This is a genomic window from Xanthomonas citri pv. citri (assembly GCF_000961215.1).
Lineage (GTDB): Bacteria > Pseudomonadota > Gammaproteobacteria > Xanthomonadales > Xanthomonadaceae > Xanthomonas > Xanthomonas cissicola.
The window spans coordinates 1-17,924 of the sequence record NZ_CP008998.1 but is presented as its reverse complement, the minus strand read 5'-3'; the positions used below and the strand labels follow the sequence as shown (position 1 = coordinate 17,924).

The following is a 17,924-nucleotide window of genomic DNA, read 5'->3' as shown; positions in this document are numbered from 1 at the left end:
ACTGTCAATCGCCGCCGGAATGAGGAAGGACAACGGAGATAGGTCGCTTGCCATCCGCAGCCTGGAAAGCACCGGGCCAAAAGGCGATGATGCCAGCAGCACAGCTGCCTCTTTCGCAGTTAACTGTGATGTCGCCGGAGTTTTCCGGATGAACTGCTGCCACTGCGATCACGACCGCCAGGCTTCCAGCCAAATACCAATAGAGGCTCACCGATCGTTTCCTAGCGAGCAGCACTGACAGAGAAAAGAGAACGGCAAAGAAGCCTGCTCCCAGAAGCGCTTTAAGCCAGGTGCCCAAAAAATTGTGGGTGTGCACCAAGCCAGAGAAGGCATAGGTGGCGAGGACTGAAAACGTCAGCCAAGCAGCAACAGCCATGATGAAGGCCGCCCCTGCGGTCTTATGTCCACGCCACACCAAATCTGCTTGCAGCACAAAAAACGCTAAAAGCAGAATGGGAGCTACTGCATAGCACAGCAGTCCGATCTGGCGTTGAGTCGCCACAAAGAGCACCGAGCAAGCCAACGTGCCCGCAAGCAGAACTGTTTCACGAAAGCGCAGGCCTAACCTGCGCCCCCTGATGCGGAAGGTCCTCATTACTTGACTTGGACCACATCGCCGACAAGGACAGTGCCACTACCTACCGTCACTGTGCCTCCAGAGATGGTGGCTGCACCACTTGACGTGAGCCAGTCTATGCCGCGCTGGTAGTCGGGCCGAGATGCTGCGCCCGGGCTTTCGTAGGAACTGTAATCGACATTGATCGGCTCACTGCTGGACGTCCCAATGAGATTGCCCGCCGAATCGTAGGCTTCAACGTAAACAATGGCGCGCTTTGCGGAATCATAGGCGAAAATCGCTCTGCTCTTGTCGTTGAAAGTGGTATCAATACGGATGCTGTAGTCCTCCGAACTCCTCCATTTATAGGCGTTGGAGAGAACCTGTTGGATGAAGAAGATGAAATTTTCGCCTGTATTGGGCACTTGCCAGTCGTTTTTTTCAAGCCACTGGATGACTTGTTGACGGGTCGCACCTTCCCGGCGTACGTCGAAGGCGCTAGCAAAGGCAGACGACTCGTCGGACGCCACCTCAACCATTCTGCTGACCGAGCTCGGTGCAACAGTTCCATTCGCCAAGTCGATCTTTACGTTGAGCGTGCCGATATTTCCATAGCTCCGATACACCGACGAGTAGATCGCGAATTGGTCGGCATCCGCTTGAGACACGGGCTGCTCTTGAATCCCGGGTGGTGCCACCGAGACGGGGCCGTTTACAGTATTGACTGTGTAGAGGTATGGAACGCCTGTAGTGCGATCACCGATGTAGACTTGGCCAAGACCGGAGGTCAGCTGAGTTGCTAGTACTCCTCGCTAAGTCTGCGTGCACGAATCGCAGAAGTGAATGTCATTTGCAGTGGCTTTTCCGACAAATCCTAAGAGCACCAAGCTGCTGAACATTGCGATCATCTTCATCGTCAAAAGCTCCGTTTCGATCCCCTGCTGCACGAGTGTCACTGCCTTCATGGCTACCGTCAAACCTCAATCCAGGCGTCATTTGCGAAGGTCGAGCTTGATCACATTAGATTGTTGTGATGTCCGAGCACCCTGCGAACAATCACGCGCGATCATCGGAGCTCGAGCAGCACTGCGGCAGTCCAGGCGCCCGTCAGACCGCTGCAGCGGCTCTTAGAATCCGCGCATGCTCGCACTTGCACAGGGCGCGTGGGAGTGGCTGGCCACCATTCCCCACCTCGAAGCGCTCCTCCTCGCCGCCTATGTGCTGTACCTGCTATGGATCGCCGGCTGGATCGTGCTGCAGAAGCGCGAACCGGTGGCCACGCTGAGCTGGGTGTTGTCGCTGGCGGCGCTGCCGTACCTGGGGCTGCTGATCTACTACTGGCTCGGGCCGCAAAAGGTCAAACGGCAGCGGCTGCGGCGCGGGCGCTCGCGCTCGGGCATGGAGAGCTACAGCAGCGTCTGCCCGCCGGATGCCGATTGCACCGAGCTGGCCAAGATCGCCCAGTCCACCACCGGGCTAGCGCCCAGCAGCGCCACCGAAGTGCACTGGCTGGTGGATGGCGCTGCCACGTACGCCGCCATCATCGAAGCGATCCGGGGCGCACGCGACCATATCCATCTGGAGTACTACATCTTCCAGCCCGACCACAGCGGCACCGCGATCTGCGCTGCGCTGATGGAACGTGCCCGTGCCGGGGTCAAGGTGCGGCTGCTGATGGATGCGATCGGCTCATCGGCAATGACCCGACGCGCCTTGCGCACGCTGCGCGAGGCCGGGGTGGAAACCGCCTGGTTCCACCCCTCGCAGTTGCTCAAGCCATTCAAGCGGCCGTGGTTGAACCTGCGCACCCACCGCAAGGTGATCGTCATCGATGGCCGCATCGGTTTCACCGGTGGCATCAACGTCACCGACGACGAGAACGAGCAGGTGCGCAAGCAGGCGTATCGCGATCTGCACGTGCGCCTGCAAGGCCATGTAGTGCGCAGTCTGCAGCTGGTGTTCCTGGAGGATTGGCTCTATGCCACCAGCCAGGGCCGCGCAGCTTTCCACGGCCAGCAGCTATGGCCCGACGATATGCCCACCCGCGCGCAAGGCACGGTCGATGCGCAGGTGCTGGTGTCGGGTCCGGATTCGTCGTGGGAAGCGATCCACCGTCTGATGGTCGCCGCCATCCATGAAGCCAAGCACCGCGTGTGGCTGGTGACTCCATACTTCGTGCCCGGCGAGGCGGCGCGTATGGCGCTGACCTCGGCCGCGCTCGGCGGGCTGGACGTGCGCCTGTTGGTGCCGCGGGTCAGCGATTCGCGCCTGGTCACCTACGCGGCACGCTCGTATTTCGACGAGCTGCTGGAAGCCGGTGTCCGCATCTACGAGTACGGGCCGCGCATGCTGCACACCAAGGCGCTGCTGGCCGACGACGATGTCTGCATCGTCGGCAGCGCCAATTTCGACAGCCGCAGCTTCCGGCTGAATTTCGAGCTGTCGATGCTGTTCCGCGACCAGGCCGTGGCGGCAGAGATGGCCGGGCTGATCGGCACCGATCTGCAACAGGCGCAGGAAGTGCAATTCGCGCGACACCGGCCGTTATGGCGCTCGCGCCTGCCCGAAGCGTTTGCCCGGCTGCTGTCGCCGCTGCTCTGACCAACGGTGCGGTGCCCACGTGGAACCGCGCCGGGCGCGGCGCTACACTGCCGCCACTCAACGGGGAGCTCGTCATGCACTGGCTGTTTCTGCTTATGGCACTGGGTGCGCTGGTGCTGGCCTTCAGTACGCCGCACGTGTGGTTGCTGGTGGCCTCGCTGCTGGTGGCGTTGCTGCTGCTGCTGCTGTGGACGCGCGGTTGGTTCGCCTCGCGCATGGGCGACACCCAACGCGATACCAGCAGCATGATCGACCCGGCCGAGCTGCGCCGCCTGCGCGAGCTGGCAGAAGCACGCAAGTCGGCTGCCCTGGCCGCCGCACGCGACAGCGAGCCGCAGGCCTGATCGCCGCATGACCACCCAGCTCAGCGTCAACGTCAACAAGATCGCAGTCCTGCGCAACTCGCGCGGCGGCGCCGACCCGGATGTGGTGCAGGCCGCACGCGCCTGTATTGCCGCCGGCGCGCACGGCATCACCGTGCATCCGCGCCCGGACCAGCGGCATATCCGCGCCGATGATGTGCTGGCGCTGAGCGCGCTGACACGCGAGCACGGAGTCGAATTCAATATCGAAGGCAACCCGTTTGCGCCGCCGCGCGGCGATTATCCGGGTCTGCTGCAGTTATGTCGTGCCACGCGCCCCGAGCAGGTCACCCTGGTACCGGATGGCGATGGACAACTGACGTCCGATCACGGTTTCGATTTTGCGCAGGACACCGTCCAACTCGCCGAGCTGATCACAGCGTTCAAGCGGCTGGGCAGCCGTGTCAGCCTGTTCGTCGATGCAGGTAACCCGGACATCGCCCGCGCGGCCACGCTCGGTGCGGACCGTATCGAGCTGTACACCGGCCCGTATGCCCACGCGCATGCCAGCGGCCAGGCCGATACCGCCTTGGCGCTGTTCGCCAACGCCGCGCAGCGTGCCAGTGCCGCAGGCCTGGGCATCAATGCCGGGCACGATTTGTCGCAAGCCAACCTGGGCGATTTTCTCGCCGCTGTGCCGGGTGTGCTGGAAGTCTCCATCGGCCACGCCTTGATCAGCGAAGCCCTGTATCAGGGTTTGGATGCAAGCGTGCGCGCGTATGTCGACATTCTGCGTAGCGGCCACGTTAGCGCTTAAGTTCATGCGGTAACGTCGGCATCGATGATCGATGCCTGGGTTGGCGACAACTACGTTCGCGTAAATGGATGCTGCGGTGGCATTGATCGACAGTCTTTCACAGCAATGGCCGCTTTGTTGCTTCGTACCGCACTCACGCTCGTTGGATCGCAGGCATGTCTGCAGGCACGATCACCCACCTAACACATAAAAAAAACGCCACCGTTTCCGGTGGCGTTGCAGTCGCGTCATGACTGTTGTGTTGCGGTCTTGCAGATACGTTTACTGCTGCATGAAGCCGATTTTCTTCATCTGCGAGTTCTTCGCAGCGGCCAGCACCTTGGCCATCACCTCGTACTCCGCATCCGGATTTGCATCGATGCGCAGTTCCGGCTGATTGGTCGGATCGGCCTGCACCACTTCTTCCATCTTCTGTTGCAACACATCGACCGGAGTCGGGCTGTTGTTCCAGAACACCTGGTTGCTGGCGTCGATACGCAACTCGATCGGCGGCGGCGGTTCGGTCGTCTGCGGTGGCGGGTTGAGCACCCGCTGCGGCAGATCCACGGCGATCGGGTAGGTCATGATCGGCGCGGTGACGATGAAGATGATCAGCAGCACCAGCATCACGTCCACCAGGGGCGTGACGTTGATGTCGGCCATCGGCCCACGGCTTCCACCAGTACTAAATGCCATGGCTTACTGCCCCTTCACTTTGGTTGCAACGAAACCGACGTCCAGCATGCCCTGACCCTGCGCGATCTTGGTGATCTCGTTGATCGTACGCATCTTGGTCGTGCGGTCGCCACGCAGGTTGAGCGGCGGCTGCGGGGTCTGCTGTGCGGCGGTGGACAGGCGCGACTCCAGGGCTTCCTTGGAAATCGGCTCGTCGTTCCAGTACAGCGACCCATCTTCCTTGACGGCCAGAGTGATCGGCGCGGCACGTTTCTCCGCATCTTCCTTCTGGATCAAGTTGGCCTCTGGCAGCTCCACCTTGACCTTATGGGACATCAGCGGTGCCGTAATGATGAAGATGATCAGCAGCACCAACATCACGTCCACGAGGGGCGTCACGTTGATGTCGGCCATCGGGCCACCGCTGTTTCCACTACTGAAGGCCATAACGGGCTCCGTCTAAATCGTTGCGAAGGCGTTCTTGACGACCGGATTAGCGAACGCGCGAACCGGTGGCGAAGAAGTCGTGCAGGTCGTGGGCGAAGGTATCGAACTTGGCGATCACCGAGCTGTTGACCTTGGAGAAGAAGTTGAACGCGAACACGGCCGGGATCGCGACGAACAGGCCGATCGCGGTCATGATCAGCGCTTCACCCACCGGGCCGGCAACGGCGTCGATGGAGGCCGAACCGGTTGCACCGATCTTGATCAGCGCGCCGTAGATGCCCCACACGGTGCCGAGCAGACCGACGAACGGCGCGGTCGCACCGACGGTGGCCAGCAAGGTCATGCCCGACTGCAGCTTGGTGCTTTCGCGGGTCACGGCCTGACGCAGGGCGCGGTCGACGAACTCCGAACGGCTCAGGCTCTCGCCCAGGCCACCGGTGCTGCCTTCGGCGCGCTGGTGGTGCGCAGCAGCCTGGGCTGCGTCCAGTGCGATCTTGGAGAACGGCTCGGAAGCCGGCTGTTCTTCCATGGCGCGGATGGCGTCCTGTGCATTCGGGGCATCCCAGAACGCGGTGGTGACGCGGTCAGCCGCGCTCTTCAGGCGGGTGGCGCGGAAGATGTTGATGACAGTCCAGTACCAGGAGGCAGCGGACATGGCGATCAGGGTGATCAACACGACCCAGGACACGGCGAAGTCGCCGGGGCTGGAAGTCATTTCGGTGATCAAGTGCTCGAAGCCCATCTGCGACAGAGCGGCCGACGGATTGGAGCCCCCTGCAGCGGCGGCGATAAAGAATTCCTGCAGCATGACGCTTACCTTTGTTGTGTGTGGTGATGAAGGGTGGAGCGAAAGGAAGACAGGATCCTGGGCCGACCGTGGCCGGCCCGTGGGATCAGTTCAGAGCAAAGTTGACCGGGACGCGGACACGTCCGGCGGCTTTCTGCCCGTTGACAGTGGAGGCGTTGAACTTCCACTTGCGTGCTGCGTCCATCGCGGCACGGTCAAGGTCGCGGTTGCGGCTGGACTTTTCGACCGACACGTTGGTCACGTTGCCGCTGGCATCCACATCCACGATCAGGATGACCTCACCTTGGACACCGGCACGGAATGCAGCCGGCGGGTACTTCGGCGGGTTCATGTTCTTGGACGAGATATCGACGCTGGCGCCAATGTCGCTCGGCGGAGCCGGCGGGCTCGGCGGGCTCGGCGGCGTGACGATATCGCTCGGACGCGGTTCGGGAACGTCGACCACCGGAGCTTCCGGCGGCGGCGGAACCGGTGACGGCTTCGGCGGCGACAGATTCTTGACCGGCGGCGGCGGCTTGTCTTCCGGCGGCGGCGGCGGCGGCGGCGGCGGGGGAGGAGGCGGTGCATCCACCAAGGTGACCATGGTGGTGCGCTCCTTCTCTGCCGGAGCCTTCGGCGCCACTGCAGGGATCAGCAACATCATCAGTGCAGTGAGGTGCAAAGCAATTACAAAAGCAATGCCGATAATGCGGGCCCAGCTCAGACCCTGGTTCCCGGCATCGTAGTCATGCCTGTGGATAACGAGTTGTTCCGTCATGCGCCAATGGCTCTTTCAGTGGGGGCCCGGATCACGGTGATGATCCCCAGGTTTTCGGACGGCTTTGACACCGCAGGAACTCCCAAGCTTATACCAATCCCGAGGCCTGTAACCACTAAAAACACAGGGATTTCGGGGGTTTATTTTCTTTTTTTACTTCAGGTTGATGATCTTCTTGGCGTCTTCGGGTTTTTTAACACCCTTGGCGATCGCCTGCTGTGCGGCCTGCTTGGCCTCCGGGATGCGACCTTCCGAATGCAGCACCTTGGCCAGATTCAAGTAGGTCTCGCCATCCTTGGAAAGCGGTGCGGCCTTCTGCCAGTTTTCGATCGCCTTCGGTACATCGTCGCTGTAGTAATACGACTGGGCCAGGGCAAGGTATGTCTGATAATCAGGCTTGAGGATGCCTTTTTGCATACCCTCATTGATGACGGCGATGACGTCCTTTTCTTTGTTCTCGGTGTTGGCGTAGATGGAATACAACTGCTTGTATTCCTTTTCTTCGGTCAACTGACCGGAGGCACGCAGCTTGTCCATCACGCCTGCGGCCTTGTCCATCTGGTCGGCCTGCATGTACATGTTGGCCAGGTTGAGCTGGGCCTTTTTGTCGTTGGGCGTCTTGGCGGCCAGCGCCTCGGCGGCCGCAACGGCTTCACCGGTCTGGCCAGCTTCGGCGTAGGACGCCATCAGCAGCTGGTTCCAGCTGTCCTTGGGCTCGGGCGAGGCAGCGATGGCCTGCTTCAACACCGGGATGGCTTCCTTGTAGCGTTCGGTCTGGTACAGCGCCTGGCCCTTGAGGATCAGATCTTCCGGACGTTGCGACTTGCTCTCCTCCAGATACTTGTCCAGCGTGGCCAGACCCTCGGCCTGCTGGTCGTCCTGCATCTGCAACTGCGCCAGCATCAGCATCGACTGGAAATGGCCGTTGTTGTCCAGCGCGTTCAGGCCGATGGCCTGCTGCAGGTACTTCTTGGCACCGGCGGTGTCGTCCAGGTTGTAGGCAGCCTGCGCGGCCAGCTGGGCCGCCAGCGCCTTGTCGGCGTCGTTCGCCGCGCTGTTGGCCAGGATCTCATCGGCCTGGGTGCGCACGCCTTGGTAGTCCTCGCCCTTGTTGAAGGTTTCGATCAGCTTCTGCAGCTTGCTGCTCAACTTCGAGGACGGCTTGATCGTCGGTGCCTGGCGGGTCGACTGCGGGTACAGCTCCTCGGCCTTGCCGCTCTTGGATTTACGGCTGGCCCGTTCGGAGGAACGGTCCGACTGCGCGACCGCATCGGTGACGACAGCCCCACCCAGCGACGCGGCGATGAACAGGGACAACAGGGCTTGCTTGCGGTTGAGCAGTTTCATGTTTCACCTCGGACGATCCGCCGTCGGGCGGTACGAAAAGCGGAATGGGCGCTGTACGAAAAATCTGAGCCGGCAAACTTAGCAGAAAGTCTCAGTTCCCGAAAACGGTTTCCATGTTGTGTTGCGGCAATCAGAAGCGGGGAACAGCTGTCTTAGCGTCGCTAACAGGCCGTGACCGGCGTGGTTGCGCCTGCGATCCCAGAGTAGGCAGGCATGCGTTGTAGGGAATCGGTGTTCGTACGGGTTGACGGCAGCCGCGCGGTTGTCGTCAGTGGCTCTAGCCACAACGCGGTGCGCGTCCGCTCTGCTTGGCCTGCTGGTACACCGGCTCGAGCTGGGCAACATCGGCCTGCAGTTCGCGGATGCGGTTGGCAGGATCGGGGTGGGTCGACAGCCACTGCGGTTGGCGATTGCCGCTGGCGGCCATCATGTTCTGCCATAGCGTCACCGCCTGCGCCGGATCGAATCCGGCCTGGGCCATCAGACGTTGGCCGACCACATCGGCTTCGCTTTCCTGGGTACGCGAGCCCGGCAGCAGGAATACTGTCTGGGCGGTCATACCGCCGACCTGATTGACTGCGCTGGCCGCCCCGTCGCCATAGGCGGCACCGGCGAGCGCGCCGATGATGCCCAGGCCCGTCTGCGCGCCGAGCTGACGGGTAATGCGCTCTTCGTGATGGCGCGAAATGACATGGCCGATTTCATGCCCGAGCACGGCGGCGAGCTGATCCTGCGTCTTGGCGACGGTAAAGATGCCGGTGTTGACGCCGACCTTGCCGCCAGGAAGGGCGAAGGCATTGGCTTCGTTGTCCACGAACAGCGCGGTTTCCCACTTGGTTTCGCGCCATTGCGGCGGCAGTTGCGCCACCAGTGCGTTGACCACGCACTGCACGTAGGCGTTCTGCTTGCCGTCGGTACTGACTTTTTCCTTGGCCTTGGTCTGCGCGAAGGATTGCGCGCCCAACTGGTCCAACTGCTGTTGCGATACGCCGCCCACCACCTGTCGGCGGCCGGTTGGCGAAGTTGTGGTGGCACACGCCGTCAGTGCAAGCACGGCAACAACGATCAACAGCCTAGCTTTCATTCGATCCCCCTAGAACCATGGAGGCATTTTGGCAGGCTCGTCTTAACTTTTCGTCAAACGGTTCCGCGCGGCCGATAACGCGTGCCGGGCCGGAGCGATCGGCTGTCCACGTGTGCGGATCCATTTGATGCCCAAGCGCCGCGCCGCTGCGGCTGGGTTCTCGCAAGAGACCGCTTTTGGGGCTCAGCCAAGCCCGAAAAAGTACAGCGCTGCCAGGGCTGTGGCATTGTTGATGCCGTGCGCGGCAATCGGGGCCCACAACGTGCCGGTACGCCAGTACAGCCATGCGAACGCCGCGCCCATGCTGCCGTACACCAGCCACAGCTGCGCGATCGCGGCCGGGCCGTTACCACTGATGCCGGGTACTTCGTGCACCAGCGCGAAAATCGCTCCGCTCAGCACGATGCCCAGCCACGGGCGGGCGGCAGCGAGCAGACGCCCGAACAGCACGCGACGGAACAGCAGTTCCTCGTAAGCCGGCGCGATGATCACCGCAAACAGCGTCAGTGCCAGCGGCCATTGCTGGAGCGCTTCTTTCATCAACGGCAGGTTGGTGGGCACCGGCTTGATGCCCAACGCCGAAGCCGCCACGCTGACCAGATTGCTCAGCAGGAACACGGCGGCGGCGATCAGCGCGGTCCAGCCCCAGGTGGAGGCGCGGCGCGCGGCAGCCCGTGAAGCGGTTTGTTCGGCAGGGGTGGCGCGGCGACGCCAGTAGTACAACAGCAGCGCCGGCGTGGCCGTGCTGACCAGCGCGGTGAGCAGCTGCACCATGACACCGGGTTGGCCAATGGCGGCCATGACCTCGGTGGGCGAGGGGGTCAGCCCCTGCGCCTTGGCCGCCTGTACCTGGCCGAAGCCACGCACCGCGCCCCACAATGCAAAGCCGGCCACGCTGAGGGTCAACAGCAGGCCGCCAGCGATAAGCACGTCGACCCAGAAACCCACGAGCACGGGCAGCAGCGGCGGCTTGCCGGCAACCGTGCGTGGTGCCAGGGGCGGTGGAAGATCGGTGCGCATCGTCGTCCTGCGAGCACCGCACCGGCCGGCACGCCGCGGTTGCGACGTACCGGCCGGTGCTGGTGACTCAGATATCCAGGTTGGACACCTTCAGCGCGTTGTCCTCGATGAAGTCGCGGCGTGGTTCGACCACATCGCCCATCAAGGTGCTGAAGATCTGGTCGGCGGCCACCGCGTCCTCGATGCGCACCTGCAACAGGCGACGCGTGTCGGGGTTGACCGTGGTTTCCCATAGCTGCTCGGCATTCATTTCGCCCAGGCCCTTGAAGCGCTGCACCTGGCGGCCCTTCTTGGCCTCGTCCAGCAACCAGGCATGGGCCTGCGCGAAGCTGGTGATCGGGTGGCTCTTGTTGCCGCGGACGATCTGGGCGCCTTCGCGCACCAGGTCGTGCAGGGCCAGCGACACCTCACGCAGCGGGCGCAGCTCGCCGCTTTCGAAGGCCCCCATCGGCAGCACCTGGGTGAACTCTTCGCCCATGTGGCGGCGGATGGCCACCAACGTGGCAGGCGCGTTGTCGCTGCCCGGGTCGAAGCGCAACTGATAGCGCGCGGTGCCCAGGGTGCCGCGATTGAGCACGGCCTGCAGCGCATCCAAAGTCGGATGCTGGTCGCCTTCGGCCTGCAGTTTTTCCACATCCAGTGGCGGCAGGTCGATCAGCGCGGTGAGCAGGGCCGGGTCGTAGCGGTGGGCGTTGCGCGCGATCGCTTCGTTGGCGCTGGTGAACAGCATCAACAATTTCTCCAGCGCTTCGCCGGTGATCGGTGGCTCGTCGGTGGCCGGAATCAGCGCCGCACCTTCGACCGCATTGCTGGCCAGGTAGGCGTTGAGCGCCGCGTCGTCCTTCAGATACAGCTCGCTCTTGCCCTGCTTGAGCTTGTACAGCGGCGGCAGGCCGATGTAGATGTAGCCGCGCTCGATCAACTCCGGCATCTGCCGGTAGAAGAAGGTCAGCAGCAGGGTGCGGATGTGCGAGCCGTCGACGTCGGCGTCGGTCATCAGGATGATGCGGTGGTAGCGCAGCTTGTCCGGGTTGTACTCGTCGCGGCCGATGCCGGTACCGAGCGCGGTGATCAGCGTGCCGACCTGGTCGGAGGCCAGCATGCGGTCGAAGCGGGCGCGTTCCACGTTGAGGATCTTGCCGCGCAGCGGCAGCACCGCCTGGTTCTTGCGGTTGCGGCCCTGCTTGGCCGAGCCACCTGCCGAGTCACCCTCGACGATGAACAGTTCCGACAGTGCCGGATCCTTTTCCTGGCAGTCGGCCAGCTTGCCGGGCAGGCCTGCGATGTCCAGCGCACCCTTGCGGCGGGTGAGGTCGCGCGCCTTGCGCGCCGCTTCGCGCGCACGCGCGGCATCGACGATCTTGCCGGTGATGGCCTTGGCTTCGTTCGGGTTCTCCTGCAGGAACTCCTGCAGGCGCGCACCGAAGGCGTTTTCCACCGCCGGGCGCACATCCGAACTGACCAGCTTTTCCTTGGTCTGCGAAGAGAAGCTGGGGTCGGGCACCTTGACCGAAAGCACCGCGATCATGCCTTCGCGCATGTCGTCGCCGGTCAGCGCGACCTTGGCCTGCTTGGCGATGCCGTTCTGTTCGATGTAGGTGCTGAGCACGCGCGTCAGCGCCGCACGGAAGCCGGCCAGGTGGGTGCCGCCGTCCTTCTGCGGGATGTTGTTGGTGAAGCAGTACATGGTTTCCTGGTAGGCGTCGGTCCATTGCAGGGCCACGTCCACCATGATGCCGTTGTGCTCGCCGGTCACCGAGATCACATTCGGGTGCAGCGGCGACTTCAGCTGCGCCAGATGCTCCACGAAGCTGCGGATGCCGCCTTCGTAATGGAAATCGTCGCGACGGCCTTCGCCGCGCTCGTCGATCAAGGTGATCTTGACGCCAGAATTGAGGAAGGACAGCTCGCGCAGGCGCCGCGCCAGGATGTCGTAATGGAACTCGACGTCGCTGAAGATGGCCACGGACGGCTTGAAGCGCAGCGTGGTACCGCGCTTGGTCGAGGCTTCCAGCTGCTTGAGCGGGTACTGCGGCTCGCCCAGCGCGTATTCCTGCTGGTAGTGGAAGCCGTCGCGCCAGATATCCAGCCACAGGTGCTCTGACAACGCGTTGACCACCGAGACGCCAACGCCGTGCAGGCCGCCGGAGACCTTGTAGCTGTTGTCGTCGAACTTGCCGCCGGCGTGGAGCACGGTGAGGATCACCTCGGCCGCCGACACGCCTTCTTCCTTGTGGATGTCGACCGGCACGCCGCGCCCGTTGTCGGAGACCGCCACCGAGCCATCGGCCAGGATTTTTACCACGATGTCGTCGGCATGCCCGGCAAGGGCTTCGTCGACCGAGTTGTCGACCACCTCGAACACCATGTGATGCAGGCCGGTGCCGTCATGGACGTCGCCGATATACATGCCGGGACGCTTGCGGACGGCTTCCAGGCCACGCAGCACGGTGATCTTGCTGGAGTCGTAGGTGCCGTTGGGTGTTGGCGGGGTGTTTTGTTCGTCGGTCATGCGCGTGCCGTTGGCTCCACAACACGGGCGAAGGCAGCGATGACCGCTCCGCGCCGTGGGAAAAGGGGGATAGCGGACGAATTATACCAGTCGGCCCGTGCCGGCCGTCGCGGCTCAGTTGACCGTTGCCTGTCGCGCAATCTGGCCGTGTTCCACGTGGAACTGCTGCAATAGTGCAGCTGCGTCTGCAAGGCCCGGTGGGGTCTCGGTTGCGGTGATGAGCACCTGCGCCGGCGCGGAAGCGAGCCGCTGCAGCACGCGCCCCTGATGATGCCGGTCCAGCTCCGAGCCCAGATCGTCCAGCGCGATGACCGGCCATTCGCCGCGTTCGAAGGCGAAGTCCTCGGCCTGTGCGAGCAGACAGGCAAGGGCCGTGAGCTTGGCCTGTCCCCGGGAAAGCGCGTCCTTGCCCGGGAGTGCGTGGAAGCTGGGCATCCAATCTGCGCGGTGCGGGCCTTGCGAGGTATAGCCGTTCTGGCGATCACGCTCACGCGCAAGCAGGAGGGCGTCTGCCAGCGAGACCTCGTGGCGCTTCCAGCCTGGGGCGAACGTCAGCGCAGACAGTCCCAGCGCCGGCGCGATGGCATCTGCCACGGGAACCAGCCGGTCCTGCAGGCGTTCCAGGTAGCGCATGCGCCGGGACGTCAGGGTTTCGCCGGATTCGGCGAGTTCGTTGTCCCATGCGTCCAGCATGCGTGGCTGCGCGCCCTGTTTCAGCAACGCATTGCGTTGTTTGAGGGCTCGCGCATAGCGGCGCCACAAGGTTAGAAAATCGGGTTCCACGTGGAACAGGCCCCAATCCAGAAAACGGCGGCGGGGTTCACCACCGCCACTGATCAATACGTGGCTGCCGGGCTCGAACGTCACCACTGCCAGCGCAGCGCAAAGAGAGCCAAGCTGCGCCACGTCTTCCCCGTCCAGGCGCCCTGTCCATTCCTGCCCGCTATGACGCAAGCCAGCCCGACGCGTCCGCTCGACCGCAGCGCCGCCGCCTTCTTTCCACTCCACGAACACTTCGAGGTCGTTGGCGCCTTGTTGGATCAGGCCGTCGCGGACGCGCCCGCGGAAGCTGCGGCCGTAAGCCATCAGGTGTAGCGCTTCGAGCACGCTGGTCTTGCCCGCGCCGTTGTCGCCGGTCAGCAGATTCAAGGCACTGGAGGGATGAAGCTCGACGGTTTGAAACCGACGAAGCCGATGAATGGACAACCGCACTACATGCATCGATCGGTGTGCTCTGGGCTGTAATCCGGCATGCCGGTCGGTTCGAAGGATACGGGATCGGCATGAAACCGTGCAGACATGGCCGCCAGGAATGACCGGACAGGCAGGGGATAACATGTGGATAAAAATAGGGCCTGTGGAGGTGCTTTCGCTTATCCACAGCTTGTTTGTGAGAAAACAGGGCGGTAAACACAGGGTTTCGGCCCCTAAATTTCCTTTAAAAACAATCACTTAACGTGTTTTTGCGCAAAATCTGGCCCTACCATCACCACAAAGCTCTTAAGTTATTTATAGATTTAAAAGCCAATTGCGATGTGTATAACTCAAAAACACCAGGGAACCGAACACGTGGACCGTGGCTAGCCGACATGCAGGACAGCAACCCGGTTGACCGAGTTTGAATCCTGAACCAATTCAGTTTCAACCTGGGTAACGCTTTACGAACTCAACTTGCTAGTTGGAGTCGATGTATTTTTCTCCGCTCGCTTTTGCTGCGTCTGGAATCGAGCAAGATCTAGGATCGAAGACCGGGCCAATGAACCCGATCGGCTCCGGCCAGGTCGAGACTGCCGGGCCTAATTGATTCGCAAGTTGCCAACCCCGTCCGAGCTTTTGGAACACTGCAGCCGCGTGACGCAGCGATGCGCGCCTATGGCACAAGTTCCACGATGGCCCCACGCGCGCGGGAGCCGCGGTGAATCATGTCCTGACGTTGGCTCGCGTGAAGCTCGGTCGCCGGCCGTCACCGGAGAACTTGGCGCTCGACGTGGACCGGTCTCGCCGCTGATGCCGGTGTCTAGCGAACACACAAAACCCGAGTGGCAAGGAGCCGGGGCGCGTTTGGTCGATCAAACGGACGCACAGCCGCGATGACTGCGCCAAGGGCTTTATCGCTGCAAGTCGTGCGCGATTGCAGTCGCTCAGCCTACCCGCGTGTGGTCTCCACAGGCGACCTGGCCGCAACAGCTCCCTGCACATAGCAAGCTACGAAACAGCGCAAACAAAAAGCCCGGCATCTGCCGGGCTTCCGTGTTCCACGTGGAACGAGATATCAGAGACGCAACGGCATCACCACATGACGCGACTTCTCGCTGCTGGCCTCACGCACCAATGCAGACGAATTGGCATCACGCAGCTGGATCACCACGTGCTCATCGCGCAATGCCGACAGCGCGTCGAGCAAATAGTTGACGTTGAAGCCAATGGCCAGATCGTCGACCTTGGTATCGGCCTCGATCTCTTCCTGCGCCTCCTCCTGCTCGGGGTTATGCGCGCTGATCTTCAGCTGACCCGGCGACACTTCCACACGGACACCGCGGTACTTCTCGTTGGACAGGATGGCCGCACGCTGTAGCGACGCGCGCAGCGCTTCACGATCCACCTTGACCTCGCGATCGGCGCCGATCGGAATCACTGCCTCGTAGTCCGGGAACCGCCCGTCGATCAGCTTCGAGGTAAAGGTCACATCACCGCGCTTGACGCGGATATGGCTGCGGCCCACTTCCAGCTCGACCTCGCGATCGGCGCCTTCCAGCAAACGCTGCAGCTCGGTCACGCCCTTGCGCGGCACGATGATCTGGCGCTTGGCGCCACCGGCTTTCTCCAGCTCCATCTCACATAGCGCCAGACGATGGCCGTCGGTAGCCACGCAGCGCAGCAAGCCGTCGCGCAGGTCGAACAACAGGCCATTGAGGTAATAGCGCACGTCCTGCTGGGCCATGGCGAACGCGGTGCGCTCGATCAGCTCCTTGAGCCCGGCTTCGGGCACCACGACGCGTTCGGTCGCTTCGACTTCGTCCACAGACGGAAAATCGTTGGAAGGCAACGTCGCCAGGGTGAAGCGGCTCCGCCCGGCTTGCACAGTGACCTTGTCGCCGGTCTGCGAAATGGTGACGCGGCTGCCGTCGGGCAGGGCGCGCAGGATGTCGAACAGCTTGCGCGCCGGAATCGTGGTTTCGCCGTCCTGCGCGTCCTCCACCAGCGTGCGCGAGATCATTTCCACTTCCAGGTCGGTGCCGGTCAACGAGACCTGTCCATCCTTGACCTGTACCAGCAAGTTGGCCAGGACGGGCAGGGTTTGACGGCGTTCGACCACATTGACCACTTGTGCCAATGGTTTGAGGAAGGCTTCGCGCTGCAGTGTAAAACGCATGTGGTTCCGTGCCCCTATGCTTTAAAAGATATGGAATAAATCAAAAGCTTGGTGGTGATGGTAGGGCCGTTTTCAGCGGATAACCACCATAACTGTTTGTTTCCAAAGACATTTCAGCACCTGAAACGCGTTGGACTAGTGCGCCTGAGCTGGTCGGAGAACCTGTGGATAGTTTTCGAGCCCGACTGCGGCGCAACGTTATCCACAGATTCTCCCGCATTTGACCCCAACGTTTCCACGCTTTTTTCCAGCCTGGACCCGATGGCAGCCGATGGCTTACTCGCTGAGCTTGCGAATCAGCTTTTCCCAGTCCTCGCGGAGCTTGCCGTCGGCCTCCATCAACGTGCGGATCTGACGGCACGCATGCAGCACGGTGGTGTGGTCGCGGCCAGCGAAGGCATCGCCGATCTCCGGCAGGCTGTGCTCGGTGAGTTCCTTGGCCAGCGCCATCGCCACCTGGCGCGGGCGCGCCAGCGAGCGGGTGCGCCGCTTGGACAGCAGATCCTTCATTTGCAAGCCGTAGTAATCGGCCACAGTCTTCTGGATATTGGGAATGCCGATCGCCTGTTGCTGGGCGCGCAGCAGGTCGCGCAGCGTCTCCTGGGCAAATTCCACCGTGATCGAGCGCCCGGTGAAGTTGGCACGCGCCACCAGCGTGTTGAGCGCGCCTTCAAGGTCGCGCACGTTGGAGCGCATCTTCTTGGCGATCAGGAATGCCACGTCGTCGGGAATTTCGGCGCCGCGCTCGCGCGCCTTGGCCAGCACGATGGCCGCGCGGGTCTCGAAGTCCGGCGGGTCGATCGCCACCGACAGGCCCCAGGCCAGGCGCGACTTCAGCCGCGGCTCCAGGCCTTCGACCTCGCGCGGGTAGCGGTCGCAGGTCAGGATGATCTGTTGGCGGCCATCGAACAGCGCGTTGAAGGTGTGGAAGAACTCTTCCTGGGTGCGGTCCTTGCCGGCGAAGAACTGGATGTCGTCGATCAGCAGCGCATCGATCTGCTGGAACTGGCGCTTGAACTGGTCCATCGCCTTGTCCTGCAGCGCCCGGATCATCGCGCTGAAGAACTGCTCCGAACGCAGATACATCACCTTGGCGGCCGGATTGGCCTGACGCAGCGCATTGCCGGCCGCGAACATCAGGTGGGTCTTGCCCAGACCGGTGCTGCCGTACAGCAGCAACGGGTTGTGTGCACGGTCGCCGGGCTTCTGTGCAGCCTGGATCGCGGCCGCCAGGCCCAACTGGTTGCTGCGGCCTTCCACGAAGTTGGCGAAGGTGTAATGCGAATCCAGGTTGCCGGCGAACGGCACGATCGGTGCAGCCTGCGGCGCGCTCGGCACGGCCACGGGTGCAGGGGCCGGCTCGGGCGCGCGTGGACGCGAACCGACCGCCAGCGCGACGTCGCCATTGCCGACGAAATACGCCAGCAATTCGCGAATGCGCGGCAGGTAACGTTCGCGCACCTGGTCGACGATGAAGGCGTTCGGAGCGTACAGCACGATGCTGTCGCCGCGATCTTCGGCTTGCAGGGGTTTCAACCAGGTGTGGACATCTTCGGGCGGGAATTCGGCTTCGAGACGTTCCAGACAGCGGGGCCAAGCATCCATCAAAGTATGATCATCTGTTGCTGGCTGCGGCGCGCAGAAAA

16 protein-coding genes are annotated in these 17,924 nt (G+C 62.5%); 3 read left to right on the top strand and 13 right to left on the bottom strand.

Annotated features, from left to right (window positions below; genetic code table 11):
• Positions 1-4: 4 nt before the first annotated feature.
• Both AMD14_RS00565 and AMD14_RS00560 read right to left on the bottom strand, forming a co-directional pair.
• Positions 5-595, bottom strand: coding sequence for a hypothetical protein (locus AMD14_RS00565; RefSeq protein ID WP_005912457.1), 591 nt, complete (start codon positions 593-595; stop codon positions 5-7).
• On the bottom strand, positions 595-1,224 hold the full coding sequence (locus AMD14_RS00560; protein ID WP_005927202.1) for a hypothetical protein: 630 nt from the start codon (positions 1,222-1,224) through the stop codon (positions 595-597). Before AMD14_RS00560 ends, AMD14_RS00565 begins: the two co-directional genes overlap by 1 nt.
• A gap of 472 nt (positions 1,225-1,696) precedes the next feature.
• On the opposite strand from AMD14_RS00560, the gene cls reads away from it, so the two are divergent.
• The 3 genes from cls to AMD14_RS00545 all read left to right on the top strand — a co-directional run bounded on the left by cls (position 1,697) and on the right by AMD14_RS00545 (position 4,276).
• Positions 1,697-3,157, top strand: coding sequence for a cardiolipin synthase (gene cls, locus AMD14_RS00555; protein WP_005912453.1), 1,461 nt, complete (start codon positions 1,697-1,699; stop codon positions 3,155-3,157).
• Between the two features lie 74 nt (positions 3,158-3,231).
• A complete protein-coding gene (locus AMD14_RS00550; RefSeq protein WP_005912451.1) occupies positions 3,232-3,501 on the top strand; it encodes a hypothetical protein in 270 nt (89 codons plus the stop codon).
• A 7-nt stretch (positions 3,502-3,508) separates the two neighbouring features.
• Complete coding sequence (locus tag AMD14_RS00545; RefSeq protein WP_011050023.1) at positions 3,509-4,276, top strand: pyridoxine 5'-phosphate synthase; 768 nt, start codon at positions 3,509-3,511, stop codon at positions 4,274-4,276.
• Positions 4,277-4,537: 261 nt separating this feature from the next.
• Here the strand turns inward: AMD14_RS00545 and AMD14_RS00540 are convergent, their stop codons facing one another.
• The 11 genes from AMD14_RS00540 to dnaA form a co-directional block, all read right to left on the bottom strand.
• A complete protein-coding gene (locus AMD14_RS00540; protein ID WP_005912449.1) occupies positions 4,538-4,951 on the bottom strand; it encodes an ExbD/TolR family protein in 414 nt (137 codons plus the stop codon).
• A 3-nt stretch (positions 4,952-4,954) separates the two neighbouring features.
• Positions 4,955-5,377, bottom strand: coding sequence for an ExbD/TolR family protein (locus AMD14_RS00535; RefSeq protein ID WP_005912447.1), 423 nt, complete (start codon positions 5,375-5,377; stop codon positions 4,955-4,957).
• 46 nt (positions 5,378-5,423) lie between these two features.
• Positions 5,424-6,185, bottom strand: coding sequence for a TonB-system energizer ExbB (exbB, locus tag AMD14_RS00530; protein ID WP_005912445.1), 762 nt, complete (start codon positions 6,183-6,185; stop codon positions 5,424-5,426).
• Positions 6,186-6,270: 85 nt separating this feature from the next.
• Entirely contained in the window at positions 6,271-6,942 is a 672-nt protein-coding gene (locus AMD14_RS00525; protein WP_005912443.1) for an energy transducer TonB, read from the bottom strand.
• Positions 6,943-7,095: 153 nt separating this feature from the next.
• Complete coding sequence (locus AMD14_RS00520; RefSeq protein ID WP_005912441.1) at positions 7,096-8,289, bottom strand: tetratricopeptide repeat protein; 1,194 nt, start codon at positions 8,287-8,289, stop codon at positions 7,096-7,098.
• A 277-nt stretch (positions 8,290-8,566) separates the two neighbouring features.
• Positions 8,567-9,373, bottom strand: a complete 807-nt coding sequence (locus AMD14_RS00515; RefSeq protein ID WP_005912440.1) for a M48 family metallopeptidase — start codon at positions 9,371-9,373, stop codon at positions 8,567-8,569.
• 183 nt (positions 9,374-9,556) lie between these two features.
• Complete coding sequence (locus AMD14_RS00510) at positions 9,557-10,393, bottom strand: CPBP family intramembrane glutamic endopeptidase (protein ID WP_003482209.1); 837 nt, start codon at positions 10,391-10,393, stop codon at positions 9,557-9,559.
• A gap of 67 nt (positions 10,394-10,460) precedes the next feature.
• Positions 10,461-12,905, bottom strand: a complete 2,445-nt coding sequence (gene gyrB / locus AMD14_RS00505; protein ID WP_003482212.1) for a DNA topoisomerase (ATP-hydrolyzing) subunit B — start codon at positions 12,903-12,905, stop codon at positions 10,461-10,463.
• 114 nt (positions 12,906-13,019) lie between these two features.
• On the bottom strand, positions 13,020-14,126 hold the full coding sequence (gene recF, locus AMD14_RS00500) for a DNA replication/repair protein RecF (RefSeq protein ID WP_003482213.1): 1,107 nt from the start codon (positions 14,124-14,126) through the stop codon (positions 13,020-13,022).
• 1,051 nt (positions 14,127-15,177) lie between these two features.
• Positions 15,178-16,278 (bottom strand): DNA polymerase III subunit beta, encoded by a 1,101-nt coding sequence (gene dnaN / locus AMD14_RS00495; RefSeq protein WP_005912436.1) that lies wholly within the window; start codon positions 16,276-16,278, stop codon positions 15,178-15,180.
• Positions 16,279-16,554: 276 nt separating this feature from the next.
• Complete coding sequence (gene dnaA, locus AMD14_RS00490; RefSeq protein WP_011050021.1) at positions 16,555-17,883, bottom strand: chromosomal replication initiator protein DnaA; 1,329 nt, start codon at positions 17,881-17,883, stop codon at positions 16,555-16,557.
• Positions 17,884-17,924 lie beyond the last annotated feature (41 nt).

What these genes read in the sequence shown, in the direction of transcription:
- cls (WP_005912453.1), top strand. Translation starts at nt 1,697, where the DNA reads ATGCTCGCACTTGCACAGGGCGCGTGGGAGTGGCTGGCCACCATTCCC.
- AMD14_RS00520 (WP_005912441.1), bottom strand. Translation starts at nt 8,289, where the DNA reads ATGAAACTGCTCAACCGCAAGCAAGCCCTGTTGTCCCTGTTCATCGCC.
- AMD14_RS00535 (WP_005912447.1), bottom strand. Translation starts at nt 5,377, where the DNA reads ATGGCCTTCAGTAGTGGAAACAGCGGTGGCCCGATGGCCGACATCAAC.
- AMD14_RS00545 (WP_011050023.1), top strand. Translation starts at nt 3,509, where the DNA reads ATGACCACCCAGCTCAGCGTCAACGTCAACAAGATCGCAGTCCTGCGC.
- AMD14_RS00540 (WP_005912449.1), bottom strand. Translation starts at nt 4,951, where the DNA reads ATGGCATTTAGTACTGGTGGAAGCCGTGGGCCGATGGCCGACATCAAC.
- AMD14_RS00550 (WP_005912451.1), top strand. Translation starts at nt 3,232, where the DNA reads ATGCACTGGCTGTTTCTGCTTATGGCACTGGGTGCGCTGGTGCTGGCC.
- AMD14_RS00525 (WP_005912443.1), bottom strand. Translation starts at nt 6,942, where the DNA reads ATGACGGAACAACTCGTTATCCACAGGCATGACTACGATGCCGGGAAC.
- recF (WP_003482213.1), bottom strand. Translation starts at nt 14,126, where the DNA reads ATGCATGTAGTGCGGTTGTCCATTCATCGGCTTCGTCGGTTTCAAACC.
- AMD14_RS00515 (WP_005912440.1), bottom strand. Translation starts at nt 9,373, where the DNA reads ATGAAAGCTAGGCTGTTGATCGTTGTTGCCGTGCTTGCACTGACGGCG.
- dnaA (WP_011050021.1), bottom strand. Translation starts at nt 17,883, where the DNA reads ATGGATGCTTGGCCCCGCTGTCTGGAACGTCTCGAAGCCGAATTCCCG.
- dnaN (WP_005912436.1), bottom strand. Translation starts at nt 16,278, where the DNA reads ATGCGTTTTACACTGCAGCGCGAAGCCTTCCTCAAACCATTGGCACAA.
- AMD14_RS00510 (WP_003482209.1), bottom strand. Translation starts at nt 10,393, where the DNA reads ATGCGCACCGATCTTCCACCGCCCCTGGCACCACGCACGGTTGCCGGC.
- gyrB (WP_003482212.1), bottom strand. Translation starts at nt 12,905, where the DNA reads ATGACCGACGAACAAAACACCCCGCCAACACCCAACGGCACCTACGAC.
- exbB (WP_005912445.1), bottom strand. Translation starts at nt 6,185, where the DNA reads ATGCTGCAGGAATTCTTTATCGCCGCCGCTGCAGGGGGCTCCAATCCG.
- AMD14_RS00565 (WP_005912457.1), bottom strand. Translation starts at nt 595, where the DNA reads ATGAGGACCTTCCGCATCAGGGGGCGCAGGTTAGGCCTGCGCTTTCGT.